The sequence below is a fragment of the Verrucosispora sp. ts21 genome (genome assembly GCF_002879555.1).
GTDB lineage: Bacteria > Actinomycetota > Actinomycetes > Mycobacteriales > Micromonosporaceae > Micromonospora > Micromonospora gifhornensis.
The window spans coordinates 1-13,032 of sequence record NZ_PNOZ01000064.1 but is presented as its reverse complement, the minus strand read 5'-3'; the positions used below and the strand labels follow the sequence as shown (position 1 = coordinate 13,032).

Annotated in this window: 13 protein-coding genes; 4 read left to right on the top strand and 9 right to left on the bottom strand. The window is 72.0% G+C overall.

Translation table 11 applies throughout. The features are described 5' to 3' along the window. Positions 1-3 precede the first annotated feature (3 nt). On the top strand, positions 4-492 hold the full coding sequence (locus tag C1A38_RS23365; protein WP_102659879.1) for a universal stress protein: 489 nt from the start codon (positions 4-6) through the stop codon (positions 490-492). A 56-nt stretch (positions 493-548) separates the two neighbouring features. After that, on the top strand, positions 549-1,082 hold the full coding sequence (locus tag C1A38_RS23360; RefSeq protein ID WP_102659895.1) for a DinB family protein: 534 nt from the start codon (positions 549-551) through the stop codon (positions 1,080-1,082). A gap of 3 nt (positions 1,083-1,085) precedes the next feature. Here the strand turns inward: C1A38_RS23360 and C1A38_RS23355 are convergent, their stop codons facing one another. The 3 genes from C1A38_RS23355 to C1A38_RS23345 all read right to left on the bottom strand — a co-directional run bounded on the left by C1A38_RS23355 (position 1,086) and on the right by C1A38_RS23345 (position 5,802). Beyond that, positions 1,086-1,706 carry an HAD-IA family hydrolase gene (locus C1A38_RS23355; protein WP_102659878.1) on the bottom strand — a complete coding sequence of 207 codons (621 nt, stop codon included), beginning with the start codon at positions 1,704-1,706 and terminating at the stop codon, positions 1,086-1,088. Next, positions 1,706-5,320 (bottom strand): chromosome segregation protein SMC, encoded by a 3,615-nt coding sequence (gene smc, locus C1A38_RS23350; protein ID WP_102659877.1) that lies wholly within the window; start codon positions 5,318-5,320, stop codon positions 1,706-1,708. The genes C1A38_RS23355 and smc overlap by 1 nt, the downstream gene beginning before the upstream one ends. A 287-nt stretch (positions 5,321-5,607) precedes the next feature. Further along, a complete protein-coding gene (locus C1A38_RS23345; RefSeq protein WP_013732083.1) occupies positions 5,608-5,802 on the bottom strand; it encodes a hypothetical protein in 195 nt (64 codons plus the stop codon). Between the two features lie 371 nt (positions 5,803-6,173). On the opposite strand from C1A38_RS23345, the gene C1A38_RS23340 reads away from it, so the two are divergent. Both C1A38_RS23340 and C1A38_RS23335 read left to right on the top strand, forming a co-directional pair. Beyond that, complete coding sequence (locus tag C1A38_RS23340; protein WP_102659894.1) at positions 6,174-7,610, top strand: CAP domain-containing protein; 1,437 nt, start codon at positions 6,174-6,176, stop codon at positions 7,608-7,610. 89 nt (positions 7,611-7,699) lie between these two features. Further along, the gene (locus tag C1A38_RS23335) at positions 7,700-8,602 is read left to right on the top strand and encodes an endo alpha-1,4 polygalactosaminidase (protein ID WP_233196982.1); all 903 of its coding nucleotides are present in this window, start codon (positions 7,700-7,702) and stop codon (positions 8,600-8,602) included. A gap of 25 nt (positions 8,603-8,627) precedes the next feature. On the opposite strand, the gene mutM is transcribed toward C1A38_RS23335, so the two are convergent. The 6 genes from mutM to C1A38_RS23305 all read right to left on the bottom strand — a co-directional run bounded on the left by mutM (position 8,628) and on the right by C1A38_RS23305 (position 12,924). Continuing rightward, the gene (gene mutM, locus C1A38_RS23330; RefSeq protein ID WP_102659876.1) at positions 8,628-9,485 is read right to left on the bottom strand and encodes a bifunctional DNA-formamidopyrimidine glycosylase/DNA-(apurinic or apyrimidinic site) lyase; all 858 of its coding nucleotides are present in this window, start codon (positions 9,483-9,485) and stop codon (positions 8,628-8,630) included. Continuing rightward, positions 9,478-10,359, bottom strand: coding sequence for a ribonuclease III (gene rnc / locus C1A38_RS23325; RefSeq protein WP_102659875.1), 882 nt, complete (start codon positions 10,357-10,359; stop codon positions 9,478-9,480). Before rnc ends, mutM begins: the two co-directional genes overlap by 8 nt. Then, the gene (locus C1A38_RS23320; RefSeq protein ID WP_102659892.1) at positions 10,356-11,318 is read right to left on the bottom strand and encodes a phosphate acyltransferase PlsX; all 963 of its coding nucleotides are present in this window, start codon (positions 11,316-11,318) and stop codon (positions 10,356-10,358) included. Before C1A38_RS23320 ends, rnc begins: the two co-directional genes overlap by 4 nt. 129 nt (positions 11,319-11,447) lie before the next feature. Beyond that, entirely contained in the window at positions 11,448-11,621 is a 174-nt protein-coding gene (gene rpmF, locus C1A38_RS23315) for a 50S ribosomal protein L32 (RefSeq protein WP_013732077.1), read from the bottom strand. 5 nt (positions 11,622-11,626) lie between these two features. After that, positions 11,627-12,190 (bottom strand): YceD family protein, encoded by a 564-nt coding sequence (locus C1A38_RS23310; protein ID WP_102659874.1) that lies wholly within the window; start codon positions 12,188-12,190, stop codon positions 11,627-11,629. 236 nt (positions 12,191-12,426) lie between these two features. Continuing rightward, positions 12,427-12,924, bottom strand: coding sequence for an SPFH domain-containing protein (locus C1A38_RS23305; RefSeq protein WP_102659891.1), 498 nt, complete (start codon positions 12,922-12,924; stop codon positions 12,427-12,429). Positions 12,925-13,032 lie beyond the last annotated feature (108 nt).

Here is a 13,032-nt window from a genome sequence, read left to right as displayed (position 1 = left end):
CCGATGAACACCGCTGATCGTCAGCAGTACGGCCCGCAGGCCCGGCCGGTGCCCTTTGAGCGGGGCACCGACGGGCCACGGGTCGTCCTGGTCGGTGTGGACGGCACCCGGACCTCGCTCCGCGCCGCCTCGTACGCCGCCGGGCTGGCCCGCCGACAGGGTGCCCGGCTGGTGGTGGTCTTCGTCAGCTCGCCGGCCACCTACGCCGCGCTGTTGTCCGACGTCGTGGCCGACGCAGTGCAGCAGAGCCATGACGAGTTGGCCGAGGATCTGCGCCAGGAGTGCCGGCGCAGCGCCGAGGAGCTGGACGTGCCGGTGACCTTCCTCTGCCGACGGGGTGACGCGTACGTCGAACTGTCCGCCGCGGCCGACGAGACGCGGGCGGACCTGGTCGTGGTGGGCTCGTCCGAGCAGGCCGGGCATCGCCTGGTCGGCTCGGTCGCCACCCGCCTGGTCCGTACCGGCCGCTGGCCCGTTGTCGTGGTGCCGTGAAACCGCAACCACAAACTCGCTCGCACTTGTCGTACCCGGACAGCACGATGACCGGCATGACGACGTGGACTGCACCTGCCATCGACCGCCGACACGAGCCCTACCGCGCCGACGAGCGCACCATGCTGGAGGGCTGGCTCAACTATCACCGGGACACGTTGCTGCTCAAGTGCGCCGGGCTGACCGGCGAGCAGCTACGGACCGCGAGCGCGTCGCCATCGACGCTCACCCTGCTCGGTCTGGTCCGGCACATGACCGTCGTCGAGCGGTCGTGGTTCCGGCAACGTTTCGCCGGTGCGGACCTGCCCGAGCTGTACGACTTCGACGCCGACCCGGATGCCGAGTTCAACACCGTGGACACCGCCGACGCCGAGGCCGACTTCGCGGCGTTCCGCGCCGAGATCACGGCCGTCGACGCGGCCACCGCCGGCCGTGACCTGGAAGAGGTCTGCACCGTCAAGCGCCGCGACGGCACCGCCAACGAGATCAGCCTGCGCTGGATCTACCTCCACATGATCGAGGAGTACGCCCGGCACAACGGGCACGCCGACCTGATCCGCGAAGCGATCGACGGGGTGACCGGCGAGTGACCGTCAGGAGGCCAGCGCGGCGCGCAGGTAGCGCAGGTCGTCCGGCCCGTTCCAGCGGTACGCCGACAGCCCGGCCACCCGGGCCCCGTTGATCGCCCGGTCCTCGTCGTCGACGAAGAGCACCCGGTCCGGCGGGGTCTCCAGCGCCACGCAGGCGGCCTGGAAGTACTCCTTGGCCGGTTTGTGGACGCCGATGGCCGAGGAGTTGACCACCACGTCGAGTTCGTCGGTGAGGTCCAGCGCGGCCAGGTCGGCGTCGAGCAGGTCGGTGGCGTTGGTGCCCAACCCGACCCGGATGCCGGCGGCCCGCACCTCGCGGATGAACGACAGCACCTGGGGGTCGACCTCACCGCGGTAGCGCTGCCACTGCTCCACGGCGGCCCGGGCCCGCTCCGGGTCGCCCACCGAGGGGGTCAGCGCGTCGGCGACGCTCGACATCCACTCGGCGTGGCTGAGCCGGCCGGTGAGCACCGGCTGAAGCAGCCCCCAGGAGGTGGCGATCTCGCCGAGCACGCCGGTGGACAGGCCGTACTCGCGTTCCACCTCGGCGGCGACCGCCGGGTCCCAACGCCGCAGTACGCCGTCGAAGTCCACCAACAGCGCTGTCGCGCGTTCCCGAGCCACTAACTGTTCTCCTCGCCGCGGCTTCGCCGCTCGTCGTCCGTACCGGCCCGGTTGAGCCGTTGGCTGATCACCTGGGTCACTCCGCCACGCATGGTCACGCCGTACAGCGCGTCGGCGATCTCCATTGTGCGTTTCTGGTGGGTGATGACGATGAGCTGACTCTTCTCCCGCAACTGGGCGAGCAGGGTGATCAGCCGACCCAGGTTCACGTCGTCGAGCGCCGCCTCGACCTCGTCCATGATGTAGAACGGGCTGGGCCGGGCACGGAAGATGGCCACCAGCATCGCCACCGCGGTCAACGACCGCTCACCACCGGAGAGCAGCGACAGCCGCTTGATCTTCTTGCCGGGCGGGCGGGCCTCGACCTCGACACCTGTGGTCAGCAGGTCGTCCGGGTCGGTGAGCACCAGCCGCCCCTCGCCGCCGGGGAACAGGACGGTGAAGACCTGCTCGAACTCCCGGGCGGTGTCGGCGAACGCGCTGGCGAAGACCTCCAGGATCCGTTCGTCGACGTCCTTGACCACGGTGAGCAGGTCACGCCGGGTCGCCTTGAGGTCCTCCAACTGCTCGGAGAGGAACTTGTAGCGCTCCTCCAGCGCGGCGAACTCCTCCAACGCCAGCGGGTTGACCTTGCCGAGCAGGGTCAGTTCGCGTTCGGCCTTCGCGGCCCGCTTCTCCTGCACCGGGCGCTCGTAGCGGACCGGTTCGGGCACCGGCAGGCCGTCGCGTTCGGCGGCGGCCACCTCGGCCTCGGTGGGCGGCACCGGCTGACTCGGGCCGTACTCGGCGATCAGCGTCTCCATGGTCAACCCGAAGTCCTCGGCGGCCTTGGCCTCCAACTGTTCGATGCGCAGCCGCTGCTCGGCCCGGGCCACCTCGTCGCGGTGCACCTGGCTGGTCAGTCGCTCCAGTTCTGCGCCGAGTCGTTTCGCGGCGGCCCGCACCTCCTGAAGTTCCGCCTCGCGGGTGGCCCGTGCCCGGGCCACCGCGTCACGCTGCTCCTCCGCCTGAGCGATGCTGGTGGTCAGCCGGGTCAGCGCCTCCCGGGCACCGCCGGCCACGGCCCGGGCGATGCCCGCGCCACGCACCCGCGCCGCCCGCCGGGCCGCGGCCCGCTCCCTCGCGGCCCGCTCGGCGGCGGCCTGCCGGCGCAGCGAGTCGGCCCGCCCGGCGATGGAGGACACCCGCTCCTCGGCGGTACGCACCGCGAGCCGGACCTCCATCTCGTTCTGCCGGGCCTGCGGCACCATCGCGGCGAGCTGATCGCGTTCCTCGGTGGAGGGTTCCGCGTCGATCGGGGTCGCCTCCGCCAGGCGCAGCCGCTCCTCCAACTCGGCCAGGGCGGTCAGGTCCCGTTCCCGGGCCGCCTCGGCGCGGGCCCGCGACTCGCCCAGCCGGTCGGTCTCCGCCTTGGCGGAGCGGGCGGCGGCACCCAACTCGGCGAGCCGGCGGGCGGCGGCGTTGCGGTGGCTCTCCGCCTCCCGCTTCGCCGCGGCGGCATGCTGCACCCGCTCCTTCGCCTCGGCCACCGCCGCCCGCGCCTCGACCAGTTGTTCGCGCAGTTCCGCGCTGGTGCGCTCGGCGGTGAGCCGGTTGGCGCGGGCCTCCTCGACGGCTGCCTGCACCTCGATGTAGCTGGGTGCCTTCGCCGACCCACCGGCCGCCGCGTACGCCCCGACGACGTCCCCTTCCCGGGTGACCGCGCGCAGCTCGGGGTTGCCGGCGACCACCTCCGCCGCGGCAGCGAGGTCGTCGACAAGCACCACGTCCCGCAGCGCCCGGTGCACCGCCGGTCGGATCCGCGCGTCGCACTCGACCAGGTCGGGCGCCCAGTGCGCACGGTCGGGCAGTTTGGGACGCAGCGCGTCGGCGGAGCCGGACATCCCCGGCCCGGCCGGGCTGCCCACCAGCAGTCCGGCCCGTCCGGCGTCGGAGATCTTGAGCAGTCGCATCGCCTCGACCGCCTCGTCCACCCCGCTTACCGCTACCGCGTCGGCGAGCCCGCCGAGCGCGGCGGCGAGCGCCGCCTCATGGCCGGGGGCGACGGTGAGCAGACCGGCGAGGCTGCCCAGCAGCCCCGGCACCTGGTCGGCGCGGGCCAGCAGGGCACCGGCGCCGTCCTTGCGGCGCAGGCCGAGGGCGAGCGCCTCCTCGCGGGCCTTCCAGGTGGCGGCGTCCTTCTCCGCCGCCCGCTCGGCGTCGGAGAGCGAACGTACCGTCGCCTGCGCCTGTTCCTGGACGCTTACCGCCTCGGCGTGCCGGGCGTCCAGGTCTGCGTTGTCGCGGTCGGCCTCGGTGGACTGCTCGGCGACGGCGTCCAGGTCGGCCTGGGCCCGCTCGGCCCGGGCCATCGCGTCGGCGTGTGCGGCGGCGAGGCGCTCGATCTCCTCACCGGCGCTTGTGGTCCGGGCGCGCGCCGAGTTCACCTGACCGGTCAGCCGGGCCAGCCCTTCGCGCCGGTCCGCGATCGCCTTCGCCGCGGCGACCAGTTCGCGTTCCGCCGCCGCGAGCTGCCGTTCCAGTTCCTGCCGGTGCTCCACCGCCTCGGCGAGGTGGATCTGGTCGTCGGTGAGCGCCGCGCGCAGCTCCTCCTCCTGCTCCCGGACCCGTTCGGCCTCGGCCTCCAACTGGTCCGGGTCGCGGCCCGGTCGCTCGTCGTCCGGGGTGGAGCTGAGGTGTCGCAGCCGCTCCACCGCGAGCTGCTCGATCGAGCGGAACCGCTCCTGCAACGCGGAGAGCTTGTACCAGGTGTCCTGGGCGGCGGCCAGCAGCGGTGCGTCGGCGGCCAGCGCCTCCTCCAGCTCCCCGAGGCGGGCCTGCACCTCGGTGTGCTCGGCCTCCACCTCCTCGCGCCGCTGTCGCAGCGCGGTCTCGTCGGCGATCTCCCGGTCCAGGGTGGTCCGCAGGGTGGCGAGATCGTCGGCGAGCAGCCGCAGGCGGGCGTCACGCAGGCTGGCCTGGATCACCGCGGCGCGGCGGGCCACCTCGGCCTGCCGGCCGAGCGGCTTGAGTTGACGCCGCAGCTCGGCGGTGAGGTCGGTGAGCCGGTTCAGGTTGGTCTGCATCGCGTCGAGCTTGCGCAGCGCCTTTTCCTTGCGCTTGCGATGCTTGAGGACGCCGGCCGCCTCCTCGATGAACGCGCGCCGGTCCTCCGGCTTGGCGTGCAGCATGCCGTCGAGCCGCCCCTGCCCGACGATGATGTGCATCTCCCGGCCGATGCCGGAGTCGGAGAGTAGTTCCTGGATGTCGAGCAGGCGGCAGGTGTCGCCGTTGATCTCGTACTCGCTCTCGCCGGAGCGGAACATCCGGCGGGTGATGGAGACCTCGGTGTACTCGATCGGCAGAGCGCCGTCGGTGTTGTCGATGGTCAGGGTCACCTCGGCCCGACCGAGCGGGGCCCGACCGGCGGTGCCGGCGAAGATGACGTCCTCCATCTTGCCGCCGCGCAGCGCCTTGGCGCCCTGCTCGCCGAGCACCCAGGCGATGGCGTCGACGACGTTGGACTTGCCGGAGCCGTTCGGGCCCACCACGCAGGTGATCCCCGGCTCCAGCTTCAGCGTCGTCGCGGAGGCGAAGGACTTGAAGCCCTTCACCGTCAGGCTCTTGAGATGCACCTTCTCGATCCTCGTCCGGTGGCCGCCGTACCGTCGCCCGGCTGCGCGGACCCTGGTAAACCCGCAGAGTAACCCGGCACCAGGTGTGCTGCGCGACGCGACCCACCCGCCGGCACGCCGCGAGCGTTCCATTTCACAGGTGTCAGACGGTTACGCACCGACACCGGACGATCCAGTCGATCATCCCGGCCACAAAGTCGATCAATGGTGCACAGAATTGCGCGCCGGCACTTCGTGTCGGCGCGCTTTTGTGCGGTGGTGCTATTCGGTTGTGGCGGCCAGGTGGATCAGGTCAGCGCGGGCTCGGCAAGACGGAGCAGATCATCCGCCTCTGCCGCAGCCGCCGCGAGCCGATCGTTCTCGGCACGCAGCCGCGTGATCTCGAACTCCAGTGACTGAACCCTGGCACGCAGTCGGGTGACCTCGTCGAGCAGGCGCCGGTCGGGCGCTGCACCTACGTGGCCGAAGAGGGCCTTCGCCATGTTGACTCCTTGAATTGCGCTGCCGGAGAGGCCGGCCAACGCGCGCCCTTGTATACGCGACTACCATTCCCACGAATTCTGGGCACGGCCGGGCGCGACTGGCGACATCTCTATATTGAGCCGACAGCCCCTGTTTCGTCAAGTTCACGCAGGCCGTAGATCATTTCGACGTCTACCCGACCCGTCGCGGGAGGCTGCCACACGGCGCGGACACACTCTGTCCGGACACCCCAACTCTACGCACCGAATCGCCGGAATACCTCACCCGGATGTACAGGGTCCTCTTAACTCTTCCTTAGCCACATTGCTGCTGCTCAGACCGACCACGTAGCGTCACCCCGGCCCCTTACCGACCCGTGGAGGCGACAGGCGTGCACGGCTGGAACGACCCGCTCGACCCGGATTCCACCCGGCGACCAGCGCCATCGACCGACGACCCGGCCTGGCTGACCGACCGCCCGGCACCGCGCTCGTCGTACCTGTTCGGCGACGAACCGGAGAGTTCGTCCGACCGGTGGTACCACGACCAGCCCACCGAGCAGTGGCAGCACCGCCCGCACCGGCCCGCCGAGACGACCTATCCGGCACCGGCCCACCCCCACTGGGCCGACCAGGACCCCGGCGCCGGCCAGCACCACCGGGACACCGCCTGGTCGACCGAGGGGCACTACGGCGCGCCGAGCCACGGCCGGCACGACGGCGGTTGGCGCGCCGACGAGCCGACCACGCAGGTCAGCCGCTGGTCCGACAAGCACGACGGACAGCAGCCCGCGCGGCACGCCGCCCCCGACCCGCATCACGACAACCAGGCGTACGACAACCAGGGGTACGCCGACACCCAGCCGCCCTACACCGGCCAGGCCCCCTACGGTGACCAGCCTTACGGTGCGCAACTGCCTTACGCCGGTCAGCAGCACTATGGGCGGGGTGACGAGGGCCGGTGGCACGGGGAAGGGGCCTACGGCGTACCGGAGGATCGGGCCACCGCCCGGACCGAGGCGGTGGCCGATGCGCCCGGGACCGACGCCCGGCCGTCCCGTCGTCGCCTGTCGCGTCCCCTGGTGATGGGCGGTGCCGCCGCGGCGGCCACCCTCGCGGTGAGCATCGGCGTGGCGGCCCTCGCGCTGCCCGGCAACGACGCGCCGACCAGCACCACCGCCGGTGAGCGTCCGGTGGCCACCGGACCCGCGCTGCTGGACGCCGACGAGTCGGTGGACGTCCTCGACCCACTCGACTCCCCGAGCCCCAGCCCGAGCCCGAGCGTCTCGCCAAGCGCCGCCACGCCCTCGCCGTCGCCCAGTCAAGCGGCGAAGCCGAAGCCCACGCCCGCGCGCAGCAGCACCGCACCCTCCCGGCAGAGCGCCGAGCGTCGGGGCAGCCCGAGTCGCGGTGCCACGGTCACCACCTCGCCGTCCAACCCGGCCGGCGCCTCGCAGGCCGCCCAGGTGGTCGACCTGGTCAACGCGGAACGGGCGAAGGCCGGCTGCGGCGCGCTGACCGTCGACGAGAAGCTGACGACCGCGGCCCAGCGGCACAGCCAGGACCAGGCCGACAACCGGAACATGTCGCACACCGGCAGCGACGGCAGCGACCCGGGAGAGCGGATCGACCGGGTCGGGTACGCCTGGCGCACGTACGGCGAGAACGTCGCCTGGAACCAGCAGTCGCCCGCCGCCGTGATGGACGCCTGGATGAACAGCCCCGGTCACCGGGCGAACATCCTGAACTGCGCCTTCACCGAGATCGGCGTCGGCGTGGCGAGCAGCAACGGACCGTACTGGACGCAGGTCTTCGCCGCGCCACGCTGAGTGCGGCGGGCGCGGCACCGGAACTCGTCGCGTTCTGAGTGCCGCGCCACGTCCAGCCGCGAGTCCTTGTCGGGTCTGCGCTCGTTTGAGTGGGTGAGGTACGCCGACGGCGTACCGGCTCGGGCGGCGTCACGCCGCCGGCGCAACCTGCGGAGCTGGCGATGCGGATCGGGCTGGGCGGGGCAAAGGTACGACGGGCGATGCGCGCCGGCCTGGCCTGCACCGTGCTCGTGTCGCTGGCCGCCTGCCGGCCGGATCTCACCCCGCCCGGCGCACCGACAAGTTGGCCGTCCGCCTCGGCCCGGCTGTGGCGATGGCAGTGGCAACTCGACGGGGTGCTCGACGTGACGGTCGAGGCGGACGTGTTCGTCCTCGATCCGGCCAACACCACCGCGGCGCAGACCGCCGACCTGCGGGCCCGTCACCGTCGACTGGTCTGCCAGGTGCACGTCGGCACGGTCCACCCGGACGATCCGGACGCGACCAGGTTCCCGCCCCAGGTCCGCGGCCCGACGGCCACCCGCTCCGGCCGCACCTGGCTGGACGTACGCCGGTGGGACGCCCTGCGGCCGGTGCTGGCCGACCGGTTCCGGCTCTGCCGCGGCAAGGGCTTCGGCGCGGTACTGCTCGCCGACGCCGACGGCTACGCCAACTCCCCCGGCTTCCCGCTGGATTTCGACGACCAGTTGCAGTTCAACCGTCGGGTCGCGGCGTTGGCCCGTTCACTGGATCTGTCTCCCGGGCTGCGGGGCAACCTCGGGCAGGTCACCGCGCTGGCACCGGACTTCGACTTCGCGGTCGACGAGGAGTGCGTACGGCTCAACCGGTGCGACAAGCTGCTGCCGTTCGTCGACGCCGGCAAGCCGGTGTTCCACGTCGAGTACACCGGCGGGCTCACCGACTTCTGTGTCACGAGCGTCGGCTACGGGTTCGCCTCCATCCGCAAACACCGCAGCCTGGACGCCTGGCGGCTGCCCTGCCCCGTACCGTGATCGAGGCCCCGTACCGTGATCGAGGTCAGCCGCGCAGGGTGGCGCGGGGGCGGGGCTGGCAGCGCGGGCAACTGTACGACGACCGGTTCATGAAGGCCTCCCGGCGGATCGGCGCACCGCATCGTCGGCAGGGCTGCCCCTCACGGCCGTAGACGTTCAGCGACCTGTCGAAGTAACCGCTCTCCCCGTTGACGTTGACGTACAGCGCGTCGAAGCTGGTGCCGCCCGCCGTGATCGCCTCGGTCAGCACGTCGCGTACGTGGCCGAGCAACCGCCGTACGGCCGGGCCGGTCAACGCGTCGGTCGGCCGGGTGCCGTGCAGTTTGGCCCGCCACAGCGCCTCGTCGGCGTAGATGTTGCCCACCCCGGAGATCAACGTCTGGTCGAGCAGGGCGCGCTTGACCTCGGTACGGCGGCGGCGCATCGCGGTGACGAAGTCCGCGTCGGAGAACTGCGGATCCAGCGGGTCCCGGGCGATGTGGGCGATCTCCGTGGGCAGCGTCGCGCCGTCCTCGCTTACCGAGAGCCCACCGAACGTGCGCTGGTCGACGAAGCGCAGTTCGGGACCGTCGTCGGTGAACCGGAAGCGGACCCGCAGGTGCGGCTCGTCCGGGGCGGCGGCCGGTTGCAGCAACAGTTGCCCGGACATGCCGAGATGCCCGATCACCGCGTCACCGCTGTCCAGCGGCAACCAGAGATATTTGCCGCGCCGGCACACGTCGAGCACGGTCCGGCCGGCCAGCACGTCGGCGAAGTGGGCGCCACCGGCCACGTGTCGACGCACCGCACGCGGGTGGCGTACCTCGACGGACTCGATCCGTCGGCCGGTGACCCAGCGCGCCAGCCCCTGCCGGACGGTCTCCACCTCGGGCAGTTCAGGCACGGGGCGCCTGCACCTCCGGCCGGCCGGCGTCCACGACGGCCCGCCCGTCGTCGTCCGCGATCGCCGCGGGCTCGACGATCCCCGCCGGCTCGACGGTCACCGCGGCGTCGGACGGCTCGTCGAGCGGCTCCGGCTCGGCCCGGTCGGCTTCGTCGTCGGCTTCGGCCTGCGCGTTCAGGGTCCGCCAGGCCGACTCCGCGGCCCGCTGCTCGGCCTCCTTCTTGCTACGCCCGTCGGCGCCGCCGTACCGGTTACCGGCCACCACCACCCAGGCGGTGAAGGTCTTCAGATGGTCCGGGCCGGCGCCCTCGATCCGGTACTCCGGCACACCGAGACCCAGCGCCGCGGTCAACTCCTGGAGGCTGGTCTTCCAGTCCAGGGCGGCGCCCCGGCCGGCCGACTCGGCCATCAGCGGGTCGAACAGCCGGTGGATGACCTCGGCGGCGATGTCCAGCCCGTACTGGAGGTAGATCGCGCCGAGCAGCGCCTCCAGGGTGTCGGCGAGGATGCTCGCCTTGTCCCGGCCGCCGGTGGTCTCCTCACCCTTGCCCAGCAGCAGGTAGGGGCCGAGCCCGTCCGGGCCCAGACCGCGCGCCACGTCGGCCAGGGCACGCATGTTGACCACGCTGGCCCGCAGCTTGGCCAGTTGCCCCTCGGGCAGGTCCGGGTGGTTGTGGAAGAGCGCGGTGGTGATCACCACGCCGAGCACCGAGTCGCCGAGGAACTCCAGCCGCTCGTTGGTCGGCAGGCCGCCGTTCTCGTACGCGTACGAGCGGTGGGTCAGGGCCCGCTCCAGCAACTCCGGGTCCATTGACACGCCGAAGGCTGCCTCGAGGTGGCCGATGGAGGGCCGTCGTCGCTTGTCGATGCTCATGATGTGCGTACCTCGGTGTCGGTCGTGCGATCGGTGCGGTCGGTGCGTTCGGTGGCAAGCAGCGCGGCGACCCGGTCGGTGGCGGCTCGCCGCCAGAGGTGGGCAGCCAGCGCGATGCCGGAAGCGATGTCGGCCGGGCGAGCGGCGCCGTGACAGACCACCACGGTGCCCGCCACCCCGAGCAGCGCGGCTGCCCGCGGCGCGCCCCCGTCGGGCGGCGGCCCGCCCGCCATGGCGTACGCGCCCTCGATCGCCTTGAGCAGCACGTTACCGGTGAACCCGTCGGTGACCACCACATCGGCGCGCGTGCCGAGGCAGACGTCGTACCCCTCGACCAGGCCCACGTACCGAGCGTCACCGGGCAGTTCCGTAGCGCGCAACATCGGGTCGGCGAGGCGGCGGGGTCGGTCACCCTTGCCCGGTTCGGTGCCCACGGAGAGCAGCCCCACCCGAGGGGCGTCGAGGCCGTGGGCGATGGCGGCGTACGCGGCGCCGAGCACGGCGTGCCGGGTCAGGGTCGCCGGACTCGGCTCCATCGAGCCGCCGACGTCGAGCAGGACGACAGGTCCGGAGACGCCGGGCAGGGTGGCGGCCAGGGCCGGCCGTCGGATCTGCGGCCAGCGGCCGAGGCCGAGGGCGGCAGCGGTCACCGTGGCGCCGGTGGACCCGGCGGAGACCAGCGCGTCGGCCTGGCCGGCGCGGATCGCGGCGACGGCCGCCCGGACCGTGTTCTCGGCGCGGGCCGCGGTGAGATCGTCGGCCGTGTCGACGGCGGTGCGCGCAGGTCGCAGCGTCAACCGGGCACGTTGGGCCGGGTCGAGGGCGTCGACGAGCGCACCGGCGGCTCTGGTCGGGCCGACGAGCAGGAGGTGCAGATCGGGGTCGGCGCGCACCGCCCGTAGAGCGCCGTCCACCACCACGTCGGGAGCGTCGTCCCCGCCGAGGAGGTCAACGGCGATCCGTGCGGTTCCCGGCTCCGTGACGACGCCGGCCGGTGAGAGCCGGCCGGCGTCGACGGGAGCAGCAGGCGATCGCCGGGGTTTGCGCGTCGCCCGACCTGTGGTCGGAGACGTCACGCGGCGTCCGGGTCAGACCTCGAGGACCTGGCGGCCGTTGTAGGTGCCGCAGACGGAGCAGGCAGCGTGCGGCAGCTTGGGGGACTTGCACTGCGGGCAGGCCACGGTCGCGACCGCCGCGGCCTTCCAGTTCGCCCGGCGGGACCGGGTGTTGCTGCGCGACATCTTGCGCTTGGGGACGGCCACGGTTCTTACTCCTCTGTACGGGTCAGTTGCGACAGGCCCGCCCAACGCGGGTCGACCTGCTGGTGGCTGTGGTCCGCCGGCAGATCGTCCCAGTGCACCCCACACTCGGAGCACAGTCCCGGGCAGTCCTGGCGGCAGAGCGGGTTGGTCGGCAGTGCGAGCACCACCGCATCCCGCAGCGCCGGTTCCAGGTCGATCAGGTCACCCTGCAATCGACCAACTTCGTCCTCTTCGGTGGTGGCGTCCGTGGTGCTGTTCTCGTACGCGTACAGCTCCTGGATCGTCACCGTCACCGAGTCGTCGATCCCGCGTAGGCACCGACCGCACTCGCCCCGGACCGGACCGCTGACGGTCCCCGACACGAGCACGCCCTCGGACACCGACTCCATCCGCAGATCGAGTTCGAGGTCCGCGCCTTCCGGCACGCCGATCAACTCAACGCCGAGGTCCGACGGTGCCTGAACCACCCGTTCGACGGTACGCAACGCACCAGGTCGGCGCGGCAGCTCCCTCGTGTCGAGGACCAGCGGCGACCTGGGGTCGAGTGAAGAAGGCGTGTGTTTGGGCATAGTCAGACTCCGGCCGGTGAGAGGCCGACAAACGAGGTTACCTGGACAGGCACTCGAACGTCGAACCGGGGGCGGCCCCACCGCTGGCGGCGGGGCAGATGCGGGTGGCAGGCCAACTCCGGACGATCGCCGGTTCCCGGACGGCCGCCGGACTCCGGTCGGCTGCCGGTTCTCCGTCGGTCACCGGCTCTGGTCGGTGTGGCGGGAGGGTCGCGGCACCGATGCGGTCGCGCCGCTCAGAACGGTAGCGGCCGCTCCGTCTCCTCGCCACCGAAGGTGCCGATCTCCCGTAGCGCGTGCATCTTGTCCCGCCCGCGCTCGATGGAGGCCAGCGCCCGGGTGAGGAACTGCTCGAAGTTGGCCAGCGCGGTGTCGACGTAGTCGTCGACCTCCTCGCGGAGGCGCTGCGCCTCGGCGCGGGCCTCGGCGATGATCCGGGCGCCCTCGTGCTCGGCGGAGACGGTGATCTCGTTCACCGAGACCAGGCGGGCGTGCTCCGCCTCACCCTCACTGATGATCCGGTCGGCCTCCCGCTTGCCGGCCTCCATGATCTTGTCGCGCTCTTCGAGAAGTGCCGCAGCCCGGCGCAGATCTGCCGGCAGCTCGGCGCGCAGCTCGTCGAGAGCAGCGATCATCTCGCCCCGATCGACCATGCAGTTGTTGCGCGACATCGGGACGGAGCGCGCCTGCTCCACCATGGCAATCAGTTCCTCGATGCGGTCGAGCGGGTCCACCGGCACCTCACTCCTGTCGTTGGTCAGACCGACCTACATCATGCGGGCTGAAGCCAGTCTCCCGCCTCACCCAATGATGTCGTCCCCCACCCCACCCAACCGCCACCC

Excerpts from the sequence above, each read along its gene's own strand:
- C1A38_RS23365 (WP_102659879.1), top strand. The coding sequence starts at position 4 with ATGAACACCGCTGATCGTCAGCAGTACGGCCCGCAGGCCCGGCCGGTG.
- C1A38_RS23360 (WP_102659895.1), top strand. The coding sequence starts at position 549 with ATGACGACGTGGACTGCACCTGCCATCGACCGCCGACACGAGCCCTAC.
- C1A38_RS23345 (WP_013732083.1), bottom strand. The coding sequence starts at position 5,802 with ATGGCGAAGGCCCTCTTCGGCCACGTAGGTGCAGCGCCCGACCGGCGC.
- rnc (WP_102659875.1), bottom strand. The coding sequence starts at position 10,359 with ATGAGCATCGACAAGCGACGACGGCCCTCCATCGGCCACCTCGAGGCA.
- C1A38_RS23310 (WP_102659874.1), bottom strand. The coding sequence starts at position 12,190 with ATGCCCAAACACACGCCTTCTTCACTCGACCCCAGGTCGCCGCTGGTC.